17 protein-coding genes are annotated in these 17,394 nt (G+C 69.4%); 8 read left to right on the top strand and 9 right to left on the bottom strand.

What is annotated here, in order from left to right; genetic code table 11:
• The first annotated feature begins 59 nt into the window (after positions 1-59).
• On the top strand, positions 60-2,573 hold the full coding sequence (locus tag RU09_RS05175) for a DEAD/DEAH box helicase (RefSeq protein ID WP_042538205.1): 2,514 nt from the start codon (positions 60-62) through the stop codon (positions 2,571-2,573).
• An 89-nt stretch (positions 2,574-2,662) separates the two neighbouring features.
• Here RU09_RS05175 and RU09_RS05180 read toward each other — a convergent pair whose 3' ends face one another.
• The 4 genes from RU09_RS05180 to RU09_RS05195 are packed head-to-tail and all read right to left on the bottom strand — an operon-like array spanning position 2,663 to position 6,388.
• The gene (locus RU09_RS05180) at positions 2,663-3,697 is read right to left on the bottom strand and encodes an acyltransferase family protein (protein ID WP_052492862.1); all 1,035 of its coding nucleotides are present in this window, start codon (positions 3,695-3,697) and stop codon (positions 2,663-2,665) included.
• The gene (locus RU09_RS05185) at positions 3,694-4,650 is read right to left on the bottom strand and encodes a D-alanine--D-alanine ligase family protein (protein ID WP_042538207.1); all 957 of its coding nucleotides are present in this window, start codon (positions 4,648-4,650) and stop codon (positions 3,694-3,696) included. Before RU09_RS05185 ends, RU09_RS05180 begins: the two co-directional genes overlap by 4 nt.
• Positions 4,647-5,783 carry an alanine racemase gene (gene alr, locus RU09_RS05190; protein WP_082041039.1) on the bottom strand — a complete coding sequence of 379 codons (1,137 nt, stop codon included), beginning with the start codon at positions 5,781-5,783 and terminating at the stop codon, positions 4,647-4,649. Before alr ends, RU09_RS05185 begins: the two co-directional genes overlap by 4 nt.
• Positions 5,780-6,388 carry a M15 family metallopeptidase gene (locus tag RU09_RS05195; protein WP_042538209.1) on the bottom strand — a complete coding sequence of 203 codons (609 nt, stop codon included), beginning with the start codon at positions 6,386-6,388 and terminating at the stop codon, positions 5,780-5,782. The genes alr and RU09_RS05195 overlap by 4 nt, the downstream gene beginning before the upstream one ends.
• 102 nt (positions 6,389-6,490) lie before the next feature.
• Here RU09_RS05195 and RU09_RS05200 point away from each other — a divergent pair, with 102 nt between their 5' ends.
• Both RU09_RS05200 and RU09_RS05205 read left to right on the top strand, forming a co-directional pair.
• Complete coding sequence (locus tag RU09_RS05200) at positions 6,491-7,162, top strand: response regulator transcription factor (protein WP_042538211.1); 672 nt, start codon at positions 6,491-6,493, stop codon at positions 7,160-7,162.
• 28 nt (positions 7,163-7,190) lie between these two features.
• Entirely contained in the window at positions 7,191-8,273 is a 1,083-nt protein-coding gene (locus tag RU09_RS05205) for a sensor histidine kinase (RefSeq protein ID WP_042538354.1), read from the top strand.
• Between the two features lie 244 nt (positions 8,274-8,517).
• On the opposite strand, the gene RU09_RS05210 is transcribed toward RU09_RS05205, so the two are convergent.
• Positions 8,518-9,171, bottom strand: coding sequence for an FMN-dependent NADH-azoreductase (locus RU09_RS05210; RefSeq protein ID WP_042538213.1), 654 nt, complete (start codon positions 9,169-9,171; stop codon positions 8,518-8,520).
• A gap of 78 nt (positions 9,172-9,249) precedes the next feature.
• Here RU09_RS05210 and RU09_RS05215 point away from each other — a divergent pair, with 78 nt between their 5' ends.
• A complete protein-coding gene (locus tag RU09_RS05215; protein WP_042538215.1) occupies positions 9,250-9,588 on the top strand; it encodes a winged helix-turn-helix transcriptional regulator in 339 nt (112 codons plus the stop codon).
• A gap of 129 nt (positions 9,589-9,717) precedes the next feature.
• On the opposite strand, the gene RU09_RS05220 is transcribed toward RU09_RS05215, so the two are convergent.
• From RU09_RS05220 to RU09_RS05230, 3 genes are all read right to left on the bottom strand, one after another.
• Positions 9,718-11,238, bottom strand: coding sequence for an SDR family NAD(P)-dependent oxidoreductase (locus RU09_RS05220; RefSeq protein ID WP_042538217.1), 1,521 nt, complete (start codon positions 11,236-11,238; stop codon positions 9,718-9,720).
• 241 nt (positions 11,239-11,479) lie between these two features.
• A complete protein-coding gene (locus RU09_RS05225; RefSeq protein WP_042538220.1) occupies positions 11,480-12,685 on the bottom strand; it encodes a hypothetical protein in 1,206 nt (401 codons plus the stop codon).
• 74 nt (positions 12,686-12,759) lie between these two features.
• Positions 12,760-13,977, bottom strand: coding sequence for a hypothetical protein (locus RU09_RS05230; protein ID WP_156145870.1), 1,218 nt, complete (start codon positions 13,975-13,977; stop codon positions 12,760-12,762).
• Between the two features lie 248 nt (positions 13,978-14,225).
• Between RU09_RS05230 and RU09_RS05235 the strand changes: the two genes are divergently transcribed.
• From RU09_RS05235 to RU09_RS05250, 4 genes are all read left to right on the top strand, one after another.
• Positions 14,226-15,290 (top strand): M4 family metallopeptidase, encoded by a 1,065-nt coding sequence (locus RU09_RS05235; protein WP_042538223.1) that lies wholly within the window; start codon positions 14,226-14,228, stop codon positions 15,288-15,290.
• Entirely contained in the window at positions 15,265-15,570 is a 306-nt protein-coding gene (locus RU09_RS05240) for a protealysin inhibitor emfourin (protein ID WP_042538225.1), read from the top strand. Before RU09_RS05235 ends, RU09_RS05240 begins: the two co-directional genes overlap by 26 nt.
• A 68-nt stretch (positions 15,571-15,638) precedes the next feature.
• Complete coding sequence (locus RU09_RS05245; RefSeq protein ID WP_042538227.1) at positions 15,639-15,968, top strand: hypothetical protein; 330 nt, start codon at positions 15,639-15,641, stop codon at positions 15,966-15,968.
• Positions 15,969-16,055: 87 nt separating this feature from the next.
• On the top strand, positions 16,056-16,295 hold the full coding sequence (locus RU09_RS05250; RefSeq protein ID WP_042538229.1) for a hypothetical protein: 240 nt from the start codon (positions 16,056-16,058) through the stop codon (positions 16,293-16,295).
• Positions 16,296-16,313: 18 nt separating this feature from the next.
• Here RU09_RS05250 and RU09_RS05255 read toward each other — a convergent pair whose 3' ends face one another.
• Positions 16,314-17,366, bottom strand: a complete 1,053-nt coding sequence (locus tag RU09_RS05255) for a mechanosensitive ion channel family protein (protein ID WP_042538231.1) — start codon at positions 17,364-17,366, stop codon at positions 16,314-16,316.
• Positions 17,367-17,394 lie beyond the last annotated feature (28 nt).

The following is a 17,394-nucleotide window of genomic DNA, read 5'->3' on the forward strand; positions in this document are numbered from 1 at the left end:
TTCCCTGCTGAGTACTGCACGAGGTTCGCCCGTGCCGGAGGTGGGATGATCGACAGACCATGCCTGCGATCCTCGACCACACGACGCTGACCGACGGATCCGATGCGGATGCCGTCTACACGGCGTTCGTCGAGTGGGCGGAGTCGACCGGCATCAGTCTCTACCCCGCGCAGGACGAGGCTGTCATCGAGATCGTCTCGGGCAACAACCTGATCCTGTCGACGCCCACCGGCACCGGCAAGTCGCTCGTCGCGGTCGGGGCGCACTTCGCGGCACTCGTCGAGGGGCGTCGCTCGTTCTACACGGCGCCGATCAAGGCGCTCGTCAGCGAGAAGTTCTTCTCCCTCGTCGACGTGTTCGGCGCCGCGAACGTCGGCATGATCACCGGCGACTCCTCGGTCAACCCCGATGCGCCGATCATCTGCTGCACGGCGGAGATCCTCGCGAACCTCGCACTGCGCCAGGGCACGGATGCCGCGGTGCACCAGGTCGTCATGGACGAGTTCCACTTCTACGCCGACCCCGATCGAGGGTGGGCGTGGCAGGTGCCGCTGCTCGAGCTGCCACAGGCGCAGTTCATCCTGATGTCTGCGACGCTCGGCGATGTCTCGCAGCTGTCGAGCGACCTCACCCACAGAACGGGCCGCGGCACGGCATCCGTCACGGGCGTCGAGCGTCCTGTGCCGCTGCACTACTTCTACGAGACCACGCCGATCCACGAGACGATCGACGACCTGCTCGGCACCGGCCAGGCCCCGATCTACGTCGTGCACTTCTCGCAGGCGGCGGCGATGGAGCGGGCACAGGCGCTGTCGAGCACCAAGGTCGCCACGCGTGAGCAGCGCGATGAGATCGCCGCGCTGATCGGCGGATTCCGGTTCACCACCGCCTTCGGCAAGACCCTCTCGCGGTTCCTGCGTGCGGGCATCGGCGTTCACCATGCCGGGATGCTGCCGAAGTACCGGCGCCTCGTCGAGCAGCTCGCCCAGCGCGGACTGCTGCGCGTGATCTGCGGCACGGACACCCTCGGCGTCGGCATCAACGTGCCCATCCGCACGGTGCTGCTCACGGCTCTGACGAAGTTCGACGGCACCCGGATGCGGCAGCTCAGCGCGCGCGAGTTCCACCAGATCGCGGGGCGAGCGGGACGCGCGGGCTTCGACACCGCCGGCACCGTGGTCGCCCAGGCTCCCGAGCACGAGAGCGACAACATCGCCGCGATCAAGAAGGCCGGCGACGACCCGAAGAAGAAGCGCAAGATCATCCGCAAGAAGGCACCCGACGGCTTCGTGTCCTGGGGCGAGCCGTCGTTCCGCAAGCTGATCGACGCGGAGCCCGAGACACTGACCTCGCACATGCAGATCACGAGCGCGATGATGCTCAACGTGATCGGCCGCGGCGGCGACGTGTTCGGCAACATGCGTGCGCTGGTCTACGACAACCACGAGCCTCGCAAGAGGCAGCGCGAGCTCGCACTGCGCGCCATCGGCATCTACCGGACGCTGCTCGAATCGGGCGTCGTCGAGCAGACGGACGACGGCGAGATCCGCCTCACCGTCGACCTGCAGCCGAACTTCGCGCTGAACCAGCCGCTGTCGCCGTTCGCCCTCGCGGCCTTCGACCTGCTCGACCGCGATCCGGCTGCGGGCACGGGAACCGGCTCCTACGCCCTCGACATGATCTCGATCGTCGAATCGACGCTCGACGACCCTCGGGCGATCCTCGGGCAGCAGGAGTTCCTTGCCCGCGGAGAGGCCGTCGCCGCCATGAAGCGCGAGGGCATCGAATACGACGAGCGCATGGAGCTGCTCGAGGAGATCACCTACCCGAAGCCCCTCGATGAGCTGCTCACGGCCGCGTTCGAGACGTTCGGCGCCGCGCAGCCGTGGATCCGCGACTTCGAACTGCACCCGAAGTCGGTCGTGCGCGACATGTACGAGCGGGCCATGTCGTTCGGGGAATACGTCGCGTACTACAAGATCGCCCGCTCCGAGGGCGTGGTGCTGCGCTATCTGTCCGACGCCTACAGGGCAGCATCCCAGACGATTCCCGAAGAGGGTAAAGACGAGGACCTCCGCGACCTGATCGAGTGGCTCGGCGAGCTAGTCCGTCAGGTCGACTCGAGCCTGCTCGACGAATGGGAAGAGCTCGTCAACGGCGTGCTGCACGGCCCGGATGACGAGCCGATCGTGCCGCCCGCTCCGAAGCGCCTGACGTCGAACACCCGCGCTTTCCGCACCCTCGTGCGCAACGAGCTGTTCCGACGGGTGCAGCTCGCGGCACGTGAAGACGTCTCCGCTCTCGCGGACCTCGACCCGTCGTTCGGTGCGGACGCCTGGTCGGACGCACTCGACGGCTACTTCGCCGACCACAACGAGATCCTCACCGGAGCGAACGCGCGCAGCGCACAGCTGCTGCTCATCACCGAGGGCACGACCGAGTGGACCGTCCGCCAGATCCTCGACGATCCGGCGGGCGATCACGACTGGGGCATCTCCGCGACCGTCGACCTCGCCGCCTCCGACGAGGAGGGCGCTGCGGTGCTCACCGTGACGGGCGTCGACCGGCTCTGAGCGCGGTCGGACGCCTGATCCTTCCCCGGCGGCCTGACCGCACACGCCTCCTCCGTCAGCAGTCCGGGGCTCAGTCAGCCCTCCGAGGCTCAGTCAGCAATCCGTGCCTGAGTCATCCGGTCGATCGGTCGCAGCGGATCGAAGAGCACCCCGAGCCCCACTCGCACGAGGCCGGCACGCACCGCGAGGCAGACGGTGATCACCACCGCGGTGAGGACGATCGGCCAGACGGCCTCGACCGCCGGCGTCGCGACCCATCCCGATCCGCGCAGCGCAACGTCGATCAGGGCGAGCGGAATCATGTGGATCACGTAGATCGGCAGCGTGCGCTGTCCCACCCACCGCAGCGGCCGTGCGATGACGCTCGCACGTCGGTCGATCGTCACGCACGCCATGACCCCGAATGCCACCGCGACGACCGCGAGAAGCGGCCACACTCCCGGCCATCGACGCATGCCGAGCACTCCGACCGCACCGACGGCCGCGACATATGCCCCTCCGAGCATGAGCATCCGCAGCGGCGTCGCACCCGCGGCGAATCGCTCGATCACCCTACGCAGCCGCAGCCCCGCGAGGAAGAAGAACAGGTTCTGCACGAGCTGCCACAGGTTGCCCAGGTCGGGGATCACCCCCGCCGACGCGACCGCAGCGATCACGAACGCGACCGGCAGCACCACGGCGGTCGGCACGTGCCTCACGAGGCGCGCGACGAGCAGGTACACCGCCAGGGCGAGCAGATACCAGAGGTTGGTCGGGCTGATCGTGAGCTGCGCGAGCAGCTGCCATCCGTTCTCCGCCCTGGCCGTGTCGAAGTCCGGAGTGAGGGCGAGCACGAACGTCTGGATCACGACCCAGATGACATAGACCGCCGCGAGGCGGCCGGCGCGACGTCGCCAGGGGGTGCCCGCGGGCGCGTTCACGGCGCGCGCTGCGAACATCCCCGAGATCAGGAAGAACAGCGGCATCCGCAGCGGTAGCAGCTGCGCGTTGAGCGTCGCCCAGGCATCGGTGACGGGCCCGGCACCTGAGACCGCGATCGCGTGCTTGGTGACGACGTGCCAGAGCACCACGAGGATGATGCACACGCCCTTCGCGACATCGGGCCAGCCGACGCGCGCGGTCACCGCCCCGGCACCTCGGCGGCGCGCACGAGGCGCGACACCAGCTCGACGTACGACACGTCGGCCGCCGCGAACATCCGCGGCACCTGGGATGCCGCAGTCAACCCCGGCATCGTGTTGACCTCGTTCAGCACCGGCCCCTCGGCGGTGAGAAAGAAGTCCATGCGGGCGACCCCGGCACACCCGAGGGCGTCGAACATGGTCAGCGCGGCGCGCGTGAGCGAGGTCGCCTCAGCCCCCGAGAGCTGCGCCGGCACCGTGAACCGCGCACTGCCGTCGTACTTCGTGGCGGTGTCGAACAGCCCGGCCGCGTGGATCTCGAGCGACGGCGCCGCCCAGCGGACCCCTCCGGCCTCCTTGATCACGGCGACGTCGATCTCCCTCCCGTGCACGACCTCCTCGACGAGGATGCGTCGATCGAACCGCGCCGCCTCCCGCAGCGCCGCACCGAGTTCGGCCTCCTCACGCACGAGCGAAACGCCGTAGCTCGACCCGGCCGACACGGGCTTCACGACCACAGGGCCATCGAACTCGGAATCTCCGCAGTCGGCTACATCGATCAGTCGACCCCGCGCGGTGCGCAGCCCCGCCGCGTCGGCGACGAGCTTCGTCGCCCACTTGTCCATGCCGATCGCCCCGGCGCGCGGCCCTGAGCCGACCACTCGCACGCCCGCGAGAGCGCACAGAGAAGCGAGCGCTCCGTCTTCACCCAGCGCTCCATGCACCGCAGGGAATACGACATCGGCTGCGGCTATGAGCGGCATCGCGAGAACGAGAGACTCGGCGGCGGTGGCATCCTCCGAGACGCCGGCCACCTCCCAGACACCCTCTCGTGAGATGGTTACCGTGCTGACGTCGTATCCGCCGACACGCAGCGCGTCGGCGACCGCGGCCGCCGACGCGAGCGAGACCTCGTGCTCGGCGTTCTGGCCTCCTCCGATGACCAGCACTCTCACGCGATCGCCCTCTCGACCCGGCGACCGATTCCCGTGACGATCGTGTGCGGGATGCTCCCCGCCCACCGGGCCCACTCCTGCACGGTCGGCACCGCCTCGCCCTCCGGGCCGAACACCACAGCTGTGGTGCCTCTTGGCGGGGTCACATCACCCGTGTCGACGACGATCTGGTCCATCGACACCCGCCCGACGATCGGGCATCGGATGCCGTCGATCGCGACCGCTGCCCCCACGGCGAGCTCCCGCGGGATGCCGTCGGCGTAACCGACGCCGATCACGCTCAACCGGGTCGCCCGCTCGGTCACATATGCGCCGCCGTAGCCAACCGGGGTCCCTGCCGGCACGACGCTGCTGTGCACGACGGATGCCGTCAGCCGCGCCGCACCCTGCAGCGCCACGCTCTCCGACGGGTCTATGCCGACGAGTCCGGCGCCGACGCGCACCATGTCGAAGTGCGTCGCCGGATCCGTCAGCGTGCCGGACGTCGCCGCGAGGTGCACGATCAGCGGACCGAAGCCGGCGCGCAGCACGGCATCCCTCGCCTGCCTCATCCGCAGCACCGCCGGCGCGTTGATCGCGGGGTCAGCGGCGTCGGCGTCGGGAAGATGCCCCATCACCCCCACCACCTCGACGCGACCGCGTCCGGAGCGCGCGACCCGCAGCAGCTCGGCCCAGTCCTCGAGCGGCACCCCACCCCGCGACATCCCCGTGTCCATGTGCAGATGCACGCGCACGCGTCCGTCAGGCAGCGACGACGCATCGGTGATCAACTGGCGCAGCTCGTCGACAGAGCCGACCGCGATGTCGACGCGATCCGCGACGACCTGAGTGACGTCGACCCCCGCCGGATTCAGCCACGCGAGGATCGGCACCTCGATGCCCGCATCACGCAGCTCGGCGGCGTCCCCCGCGTCGGTCACGCCCAGCCATTCGGCTCCGGCGTCGATCGCGGCGCGAGCGACGGCGACGGCGCCGAGACCGTAGCCGTCGGCCTTCACCACCGCCATGATGCGGGACTCGGTGGCCGTCCGCATCCGCCCGACGTTCGCCGCGACCGCGTCGCGAAGGGTGTGCAGGGTCGGTGCGTGCATGCGCGAGAGTGCGAGGTGCGGGGTCGTGAGAGCGGTGGTCATCGCTGGGTCCTCGGGTCGGCAGTCGGGTCGTCGTACATCAGTGGGCAGCCGTTCGCCACGGCTGCCGGACGCAGCTCGAAGTGCCACCGCTCGTTCGCATAGATCTGGCACAGACCGAACTCATCACCGTGCTGCGCCAGCCAGTCCTGCGCGATGAGCGGACCGAGGTCGATCGCATCCCCCGACACGTGCTCCGAGTTCTCGGGCGTCGCGACCCAGCGCGCGGCCTCTTCCTCGGATCCGTATTCGGCGACCGCATCCTGCCGCAGCACCTGCTGGTACTCGGCCGACCTCCATCCGCTGTTCACGTGCATGCGCACGCCGTCCTGCTCCGCCGCCGTGGCCGCAGCGCGCACCGCGGCCAGCAGATCGGAGTCGAGGTTCGTCACGGCGGGAGTCTCGTCGAACACCGACACGGTGCCCTCGTCGCGGATCACCCCGTCGGCCTCGGAGAGAGAGACAGGAGAGACGGTCGGTGCGACGGATGCCGACGCCAGAGACTGCTGGCCGATCAGCACGACCGAGCCCGTGATGGCCGCGGCGAGCAGGGCGACACCGATGATCGCGGTGAGGCGTCGCTGTCTGAGGGAAGAGCGTGTGTTCATGTCCTCAGTAAAGAAGGGGGTCTGTTGCGACGGCGTATGCGCTTTTGCATATGCTCCCGATATGTGGGGGTGCGTAAGCTCTGAGCACATGGGAGCTGTGTCGTGAGGGTGCTGATCGTCGAAGACGAGCCCTACCTCGCAGAGGCCGTGCGCGACGGACTGCGGCTCGAGGCGATCGCCGCCGACATCGCCGGCGACGGAGACACCGCACTCGAGCTGCTCAGCATCAACTCCTACGACCTCGCCGTGCTCGACCGTGACATCCCCGGCCCCTCGGGCGATGACGTCGCCCGCTCGATCGTGGCGTCGGGCAGCGGCATCCCGATCCTCATGCTCACCGCGGCCGACCGCCTCGACGACAAGGAGACGGGTTTCGAGATCGGCGCCGACGACTACCTGACCAAGCCGTTCGAGCTGCGCGAGCTCGTGCTGCGCCTGCGTGCCCTCGATCGCCGACGGCAGCGCGTGCGGCCACCCGTGCTCGAGGTGGCGGGGCTGCGGCTCGACCCGTTCCGCCGCGAGGTCTTCCGTGACGGCAGGTACGTCGCGCTCACGCGCAAGCAGTTCGCCGTGCTCGAGGTGCTGATCGACGCGGGCGGCGGGGTCGTCAGCGCCGAGCAGCTGCTCGAGCGTGCGTGGGATGAGAATGCCGACCCGTTCACGAACGCCGTGCGCATCACGGTCTCGTCGCTGCGCAAGAGACTGGGTGAGCCCTGGCTGATCCTCACGGTGCCGGGCGTCGGCTATCGCATCGGGACGGATGCCGATGGCTGACCAGGTCCGCACACCGAGGCGCCGCGGCATGAGCGCGCGATGGAAGCTCACCCTGAGCTACGCGGGCGTCGTCGTCGTGTCGGGCATCGGGCTGCTCGCGGCGGTCGCCTTCTACCTGCTGCGGTACGTGCCCGACGTGAACATTCCCAACGATCTCGACCTGTTCGTGCCGAATCGCTCCGACCTGATCCGCGCCTTCATCCCTGCGGCCGTCGCGATGATGCTCGTCCTGCTCGCTATCGGGCTGGGCGGCGGCTGGATCATCGCCGGTCGGATGCTGGCTCCCCTCGACCGCATCGGGCGCGCTGCCCGGCTCGCGGCTCAGGGGTCGCTGTCGCATCGGGTGGCCCTCGAAGGGCCGCGCGACGAGTTCCGCGACCTGGCCGACGTCTTCGACTCGATGCTCGAGCAGCTCGAGGCGCACGTCGCCGAGCAGCAGCGGTTCGCCGCCAACGCCTCGCACGAGCTGCGCACCCCGCTCGCGATCTCGCAGACCATGCTCGAAGTCGCCCGAAACGACCCCGATCGAGACGTCGACGCGCTGATCGACCGGCTGCACGAGGTCAACACGCGGGCGATCGAATTGACCGAAGCGCTGCTGATGCTCAGTCGCGCCGAGCGCCGCTCATTCACGCGCGAGCCGATCGACCTCTCACTGCTGGCCGAGGAATCCGCCGAGACGCTGCTTCCGCTCGCCGAACGCCGCGGCGTGACGATCGACGTCGGCGGCGACACCGCGAACGTGCTCGGTTCTCCGGCCCTGCTCCAGCAGCTGATCACCAACCTCGTGCACAACGCGATCGTGCACAATCGCCCCGTCGACGGCACCGTCGTCGTCCGAACGCACACCCTGCCGCATGCCGTCGCGCTCGTGGTCGAGAACACCGGCGACGTGCTGCCTGCCCATCTCGTGGCGACGCTCGCCGAGCCCTTCCAACGCGGTGCCGACCGCACCCGCAGCGACGATCACGGGGGCGTCGGCCTGGGCCTCGCGATCGTGCAGCGCATCGCTCAGGCGCACGAGGGGTCGCTCGTGCTCACGGCTCGCCAGGGGGGCGGGTTGAACGTGACGGTGTGGCTGCCGCATCCGTTCCCGGGGCCCCTCGCCTGACGGTGTCCGTCTGAAACCGGGCATCTCAAGCCGGGGCGCCGCCGGTCCGGGGTTGAAGCCGCGTGCCGGACGTCCAGGACTGATGCCGACCGCCGACGGTCAAGGTCGGATGCCGTCTGCAGGACCGAAGCACGGATGCAGGACCGGAAACGTCGTTCAGCCCCGCATCCGTGCTGTGATCCTGCAGACGGGCCGCTGCGGGGGCGGGGCCGCCCCGATGGGACGGGGCCCTCCGGATGCCGGGTCAGGCGACCTCGCCCCGGAGTGCAGCGAGCTCGCGGCCGTAGGTGCGCGCCGACTGCTCGGCGTTCTCCTTGAGCTCGCGGGCGGTGTCGGCGAAGGCGTCGAGTGCCGGGTTCACACCCACGAGCGTGAAGGGCCGCTCGACGACGCGCAGGTCGAGACCCCAGACGTCCTCGAGCACGCGGCGCAGCCATCCGGTGGAGTGGTCCCAACCCTCCTTGGGGGTTCCCGGTGCGTAGTTGCCGCCGAGCACGGTGACGAGGGTCGCGGGCTTGCCGCGGAGCGCAGTGCCCTGGGGGTCGATGCGCGGATCGGTGTACGCCAGGTCGAACCAGGTCTTGAAGTGCTGCGAGACGCCGTAGTTGTAGAGCGGCACGGCGAACAGCAGCGCGTCGGCGGCGATCAGCTCGTCGGCGAAGGTCGTGGCGAGAGCGCGGGCCGCACGCTGGGCGTCGGTGCGCTGCGCCTCGTCGACGAAGCCGCCGGTCACGGCATCCGCCCATGCCGTCGCGGGCACGGGGTCGGCGGCGAGGTCGCGGCGGGTCACGGTGGAGTCGGGGTGGGATGCCGTCCACTCTGCTTCGACGAGGTCGGCGAGCGAACGGCTGGCGGACGACGCAGGAAGGATGCTGGCGTCGAGGCGGAACAGGGACATGGAGGGTGCCTTTCGTTTGCGTAGTCGCTCTGTTTTTCTTAGCGACTCGCGTTAACGTGGCACAGGTATGATGGGGCCATGGCCGAGATCGACGAAGAGCGTCACGTGTGCGACGCCGCCGTCACACTGGCCTTCAGCGTGCTCGGCAAGCGCTGGAACGGCATGATCGTCTCGTCGCTCGGCGGGGGCTCTTCGACCTTCGTCTCATTGCGCCGCGCGGTCTCGGGAATCAGTGACACCGTGCTCTCCGACCGTCTCGCCGAACTCGCCGAGGCAGGACTCGTCGCCCGCGCGGTCGACGCGGGCCCGCCGGTCACGGTCTCGTACTCGCTGACCGACAGCGGCCGAGGGCTGCTGCCCATCCTCGACCAGCTCGGCACCTGGGCCTCCGCGAACCTCGAGCTCCGCGCTCGATGACGCCGGCCGAGTGGCCGCCTCCTGCACGACACCCAGCTGACCGATTCTCGTCGGGCTGACCGGGGCGATCCGCTCACCCAGCCATCCGCGCACTCATCAGTTAGACGACCGGGTGCGCGGCCGCCCGAGTCACCAGGGGCTGGGCTCGTAGTCCTTCAGGAAGACGCCGTGGATGTCTTCGCCGGCCTCGCCGCGCACGATCGGGTCGTACACTCGGGCGGCTCCGTCGACGAGGTCGAGCGGGGCGTGGAAGCCCTCCTCGGCCAGACGCACCTTCGTGTAGTGCGGGCGCTCGTCGGTGATCCAGCCGGTGTCGACGGCGGTCATCAGGATGCCGTCGGTCTCGAGCATCTCGCCGGCGCTCGTGCGGGTCAGCATGTTCAGCGCGGCCTTCGCCATGTTCGTGTGCGGGTGACCCGGGCCCTTGTAGCGGCGCGAGAACTGCCCCTCCATGGCCGAGACGTTGACCACGTACTTGCGGGTCGACGACGATGCGGCCATCGAAGCACGCAGGCGGCTGATCAGCAGGAACGGCGCGGTGGTGTTGGCGAGCTGCACCTCGAGCATCTCGAGCGGATCGACCTGGTCGATCGACTGCACCCAGCTGTTCGAGGTGTTCACGTCCGGCACGAGACCGCCCGCGTCGATCGCGGTGCCGTCTGCGTGCTTCTCGAGCGACGACGACCCGGGGGCCATCGCGAGACGCGCGAGGTCTTCGGCCGTCAGCGCCTGGCCGCCCTGCTCGGCCACGGTTCCGCCGAGGGCCGCGACCGACAGCAGCGGGTGCGAGTCGACCGAGGCCTGCAGCGCCTGCGGATGCGGGTCGACAGTGTGGCCGAAGGTCTCCATCTCGGGCAGCGGACCGTCGGGAAGCGGCTGCAGCTCGGCATCCGCCAGCAGTGAATACGAGCCCGGCGAGCGGCGCACGGTCTGCGCCGCGTTGTTGATCAGGATGTCGAGCGGACCCTGCGCGGCGACCGAGTCGGCGAGCCCGATCACCTGGGCGGGGTCGCGCAGGTCGATGCCGACCACACGCAGGCGGTGCAGCCAGTCGCCCGAGTCGGGCAGCGCCGAGAAGCGGCGAACCGCATCGCGGGGGAAGCGCGTCGTGATCGTCGTGTGGGCGCCGTCGCGCAGCAGCCGCAGCGCGATGTGCATGCCGATCTTGGCGCGGCCTCCGGTGAGCAGCGCGCGCTTGCCGGTGAGGTCGGTGCGGGCGTTGCGCTTGCCGTGACTGAAGCGCGCGCAGTCGGGGCAGAGCTGGTGATAGAACGCGTCGACCAGCGTGTACGGCTGCTTGCAGATGTAGCAGTTGCGGGGCTTGAGCAGCTCGCCCGCGATGGGGGCGTCGACGACGCTGGTCGCGAGGTCGTGGCCACGGGTCTCGTCGTCGATGCGGTCGGGCGCACCGGTGGCGGTGCGGGCGACGACGGCCCTGTCGGCGTCGGCGATCGCATCGCGGATCTCCTTGCGACGCACGCGCTTGACGGCCTTGAACATCGCGGCGGTCGCGTGGCGCACGGCGACGAAGTCGGGGTGCTCGTTGTCGATCTGGTGCAGTTCGGACAGAACCCGCAGCGTGGTGGCCAGATCTTCGGGGTCGATGCCGGGTCCGAGGTCGGGTGCAGCGTCGGAGGGGGCATCGGTCATTGTGCCGATTTTACGCGAGATCGCGCGGTGCTTTCCTGGGAAGGCTGGACCGCGGACCGCCGGTCGGCGTTCACAACTCAGCAGGAATCGGCGTCGTCGACGAGAGGCGGGCCGAAACAGCGGGAAAAACGGCTTCCCGAGTCGCTGTCTGTGCTGAATTGTGAACGCCTCACTGCTGAGGGGCGGGACCGCGCACGGCCCCGCCCCTCAGCATCCGATGGCTCCGGTGGCTCTGACCGGGTCAGTGTCCGGCGGCGCCGACCACCACGAACTCGCCGGGCACGACGTCGAGCGTCGCCTCGGCCGAGATCTCGCCGGTGTGCAGGTCGACGGCCAGGATGCGGTTCTCCGCGGGCTCCGTCACGTACGCGATGTCTCCGACGACGCGCAGGCCCGGGTGCGGCTGCTGCCACTCTTCGGGGCTCTCCCACGGCTCGATGACATCCCACGAATCGACGACAGCGCCGGCCTCGTCGAGCACGTTGAGCGTGCCGTCGGATGCCAGCACGATGATGTTGTCGTGGCCGTCACGGCCGACCCCGCGCCAGGTGTACTCCACACCCTCGGGCAGGGCGACGACGGACAGGGTCGGCGCATCGGTGTCCACGAGCGCGAGCTGCGAGAGCAGGTAGCCCTCCTGATCGGGGTCCGACTTGTAGTCGAGCGCTGCGATCGCGCTGGTGTCAGTCACGTAGGCATTTCCCGAGCGACCGAACGCGTCGGGCGCGTCGAGCTTCGTGAAGGCGCCGTCTGCGAACACGAGCACGCCGTCTTCGCAGCCGAACACGATGGTCTCACCCTTCAGGGCGCCTTCGCCGTGCACCCCGGGGCACTGCTCGTCGCGGGCGAGCTCCGAGCCGTCGTCGGCGAGCAGACGCACGCCGCTGCGCGACTCCGACGTGCCGATGGTCGACAACAGCGTGCCGTCCGACAGCTCGATGGCGACGCCGTGGTGAGCCGCTTCCGACTCGACGGTCTGCGACTCCGGCAGGGTTCCGGTGCCGACGGCATCGGTGTCGAAGAGGGTCACGTCGCCGGTGCCGTCGTCGAACAGCGCGGTGCGCCCGGCATGCGGGGTGGCGTGGCCGGGGGTGACGGCGTCGAACACCTCGCCCGTGAACTCGACGGTGTCGGATGCGAGACCGGTGTCGAGCACGTGGAAGCCGTCGGCCGCGGTGACGAAGACGTGTCCGTCATGGTCGCCGGCGGGATTGACGCGCAGGAATCCGTCGAGCTCGGCGGAGTCGACGGTCTCGAGGGTCTCGCCGTCGAGCACGACGATGCCGCCGTCGTAGGCGACGGCGACCCTCGTGTCGCCCTCGTGCGCCGATGAGGATTCGGGTTCTCCGGACGCGGACGGCGCTGCGGTCGCGCATCCGGCGAGTGCGACCACGGCGAGCGCGGCGATCGCGCCGGCCGCGAGGCGGCTGCGGGCAGGTCGATGCATGGGGTTCTCCTTCTTCTGGGTGGGTGCGCAGGCTGCGCGTGACGACGGATGCCGTCGATGAGTTCGGGTGCGGCTCAGCCGACGAGCTGGATCTGATGGGGATCGAGGCCGCCGAGGGTGCGGGTCACGGCACCGTCGGCGTGGTCGATCTCGAACACGGCTCCGGTCGCCGGGTCGGAGACATAGGCATGGCGGGCGTCGACCAGGAGCTGCACCCGATCGCGCAGGGAGGGGTCGGAGGCGGATGCCGCGAGAAGCGGCTCTGTCCTGGCGAGCTCGGTGCCGTCCGGAGCGAGCACGCGCACAGTGCCGTCGGTCGCGATCACGACCGTGCGGCTCTCGTCGTCGCCGATCGCCGCGGCTCGGAGCAGCGGGGTGTCTGTGGCGAGCAGCATCCATTCGCGGGCTCTGACGTCGAGCAACCAGGCGCCCTGGTCGGCGGCGATGCCCGCGAGGTCGGGGCGGTCGGCGCGTCCGGCGAGGTCGGAGGCCGGCGCGGATCCCGCCGGATACGGGATCAGCTCAGCGGCGAGCGCTCCCCCGACCTGTCGGGTGACGAGCACCGCTCCGGCGTCGCAGGCGAAGACGGCGCCCACGCGGGTGAGGTCGGCATCGGTCGAGCTCGTGCAGGGCGCGCCGACGCCGGTCGCGGTGCCCTCGGCGTCGACGATGTGGATCATCTCGCCTGCGGCCGCGAGGAGGTGTCCCGAGAACGGGACGACGGGGCCGGTCGGATCGACGGGGAGAGTGACGCGTGGGGCGTCCTCGATGTCGGCGAGCTTCTCGTGATCGACGAGGGCGACCTCTCTGCCGAAGCGGACGGCGGTGGCGGTGTCGCCGACCCGGATGTCCGCGGGGCCGGTTCCGTCGATCGACCCGATGATGCCGGCATCGCCGAGGAAAGAGTGCGTGTGGTCGCCGTGCGGCACCGTCCACCGGCCCGAGTCGATGATGTCGACACGGGTGCCGTCTCCGTCGACATGGATCAGGTGGGCGAAACGGCCGACGCCGAGCACGGCATCCGCATCCGCATCCGCATCCGCGAGCGTCGAGCGTTCTGCGGTCTCGAGGTCGAGCAGGGTGAGCTCGCCGTCCGCGTCGGCGATGACGAGTGCGAGCGCCGGCGATGCGACCTCGGCGGCTCCCCCGCCGTCGACCCCGTCGTTCGGCGCGACCGCCGCGCTCGAGGCGGGTGCAGGAGCATCGGATGCTCCGCACGAGGTCACGGTCAGACCGGCGGCGAGCAGCGAAGCGAGAACGAGTGTGCGGCCGGCGCGGGGAGAGGGGGTCACGAGACTCCACACTATTGAGAACGATTCTCAATCTCAAGTCGAGGTGCTGTGCGTGGGAGTTCGGGCAGGTCGGACGACACGGCGAAGTACGCGTGCATGAGGGGAGTCCGTGGGCGTGTGCGCCGTCTGGATGCGGAGAACGGGGACTTCTGGGGCGCTCTTCACCGTGACGGGCGTACACGCTCCGTCCACGTCCGACGCGCGCCGGCCCTTGCCGGAACGTCGGACCCTCGGCGTAGGGTCTGAACATGAGCAGCCACACCGAAACCCCAGGAGTCGTCCCGTCCTACCTGCTCGCGCGTCTCGCCGAGTCGGGCCGCTACCCTCGCGCCGCCGCGGCCGCGCGGCAGACGCTCACGGCGGGCAGACCGCCGTTCCGCGCACGGCTCGACCTCTCGATCGACGAGAACGGCGACCTCGTCGCTCAGCTTACCGATGCCCCCAACCGCACGATCAGCGACGCGGGCAACACGCAGACCCTCCCCGGTGCGATCGTGCGCAGTGAAGACGACGAGCCGGTCGCCGACACGTCCGTCAACGAGGCGTTCGACGGCCTCGGGGCCACGTTCGAGATGCTGCTCTCCGCCTTCGGCCGCAACTCGCTCAACGACGCCGGCGCGCCGCTCGATGCGACCGTGCACTACGGCATCGACTACGACAACGCCTTCTGGGACGGCGAGCGCATGGTGTTCGGCGACGGCGACGGCGAGGTCTTCGTCGGTTTCACCTCGTCGACCACCGTCATCGGTCACGAGCTGGCACACGGCGTCGTGCAGTACACCGCCAACCTGGAGTACCAGGGGCAGCCTGGTGCGCTCAACGAGTCGATCGCCGACGTGTTCGGCGCTCTCACCGAACAGCACCTCCTCGGCCAGAGCGCAGCAGATGCGACCTGGCTCATCGGTGCCGAGATCTTCACGGATGCCGTGCAGGGCAGCGCACTGCGCTCCATGATCGAGCCGGGCACCGCCTACGACGACGACGAGCTCGGCAAGGATCCGCAGCCGGCGCACATGAGCGGTTTCGTCCGCACGACCGAAGACAACGGCGGCGTGCACATCAACTCCGGCATCCCCAATCGCGCCTTCGCCCTCTTCGCGATCGACCTCGGCGGCAACGCGTGGGAGACCGCAGGAACCGTCTGGTATCGCGCGCTCACCGGCGGGTTGTCGAGCACCGCGAGCTTCACCGAGTTCGCCGACGCGACCGTCGCCGCGGCATCCGCCATCGACGACGCCACGGCCGCAGCCGCTCGACGTGCGTGGGCGACCGTGGGAGTCTATGAAGATGAGCGAGTCTCCCGCACCGACTGACCCGCAGGTCGTCATCGCGGTGGTGCGCACGGGCGGCATCGCCGGCATCCGTCGCAAATGGCAGGTCGAACCCGATCCCGCCGAGACGCACCACTGGATCGCGATGGTCGACAGCTGCCCGTGGGATGCCGACAGCGACACCGATTCGGGCGCAGACCGCTTCGTCTGGCTGATCAGAGTGCGCACGCCGTCAGAGGAGCGCGAGCGGGAGCTTCCCGACTCCGCACTGGACGGCCCGTGGCGAGAACTCGTCGACGCCGTCCGCGAGGCATCCGCCTGACGCCCCGCACCGAGCGAGACGACCGCGACGAACCACCATCGCTGAGGAATGACGACAAGGGGGACATCATGCCGACGAGCGAAGAGGCCACGCGCCTGCTGCAGCTGTCACGCGACGCCTACGACCGCGGCGATGCGCTGCTGCACCTGCAGGCCGAGGTCAGCCGACTGACCGGCCAGCCCTCGTCGTGGGGTTCCGCGGAGAACGACTTCGTGAGCGACGACCACGTCGGCTACTTCCTCAGCGAGGTCGAGCGAATCGGGTGGCGTCTCGAGCACACCGGCTACACGTTCGTGGAATCCGGCGCGACGACCTCGGCGCGCATGCTGAGCACCGGCACCGGCGTCGTCAACCACGGCCATGTCGCGGGGTACTTCACGTTCCGTCGCGTCGGTTGACGGCATCCGTCTGCACCGACCGTCCGAAGCGACCAATCCGGTGTGAATCCGGCCTCCCTGCCGCGGGGCAGGTCGAGAATGGGACCCATGGGACTTTTCCAGCAGCGCACCGACGAAGAAGAGAACCAGTGGACTCTGCCCTCCGAGCCGCTCGAACGCACGGAGTCTGAGGTGCTCGACGAGGTGCCGGCCGTCGACCCGCTGTCGATCGGCCTGGGGCTCGGTCCCGGTGAGTCGGTCAGTTCGGTCGCGTTCCCCGTCGCGCCGCCCGCGCCCGAGTCGTCCTCGACCGAGAACGGCGAACCCGACCCCGAACCCGAGGACTGACGTCGGCCTCGCTGCGCCTCAGTCCGCGAGCTGCGGGGCCAGGTCGACCCGTGTTCGCGGAAGCGCGTCGGGGTGCTCTCGCTGCAGCCAGACGATGATCTTCTCCCGCACCTCGCAGCGCAACGTCCACTGATCGCCCGAGTCCTTGGCCGACATCACCAGGCGCACGGTGACGAAACCACCCTGGGCATCCGTGACGGCCGCGTCCCACGACCGCCCGTCCCACGCCGGCGACGCTTCGACGATGCGCTGGAACTCCTGGCGCAGCTCGTCCATCGGCACCCGCCAGTCGAGATCCAGATAGACCGTGCCGAGGATCTTGTCGGACTTCCTGGTCCAGGTCTCGATCGGCGTGGTCGTGAAGTAACTGCACGGCACGACGAGTCGCCGCTCATCCCAGACGTAGATGACCACGTACGAGAGGTTGATCTCACCGACCCGCCCCCACTCCCCCTGGATGACCACGACATCGCCGACCTTGATCGCATCGGTGAACGCGACCTGCACGCCTGCGATCAGGTTGCCGAGGATCGATTGCGCGGCAAGGCCCGCGATGATGCTGACGATTCCGGCGGAGGCGAGAAGGCTCGTGCCGACTGCACGCATCTCGGGGAACGTGAACAGCACGGTGCCCAATGCGAGCACGGCGATCGTGACCAGCACGAGGCGGTGGATGACGAGCAGCTGCGTGCGCCGACGGCGCGCCTCCGGACCGACGAGCACGGCCTCTTCACGGTCGATGAGCCTCTCGAAGCCGAATGAGACCGATGCGGCGAGAAGCCACGACCCGGTCAGGATGGTGGCGATCAAGAAGATCCTCGACACCGATGGCCACCAGGACTGCTCCGCGGGTTCGGTGACGGACGCGGCGATCCAGATCGCGACCACCGCCGCTGCCACGATCATCGCGTTGCGCACCCGACGGGCGAGATCACGCACCCACGGCACCCGCCGGCTGATCAGGTTGGCGACCAGAGCGAGCAGCGCGAGTGCGGCTGCGGCGACGACGATCGCGGTGCCGATCGCCACCGCGCTGCCGATCCAGGAATTCCATGTGAAGTCGGAAGGCATCACTCCACACTATGCCGCGGGCGGGCAG

This window comes from Microbacterium sp. MEJ108Y, assembly GCF_000834175.1.
GTDB classification, from domain to species: Bacteria; Actinomycetota; Actinomycetes; order Actinomycetales; family Microbacteriaceae; genus Microbacterium; species Microbacterium forte.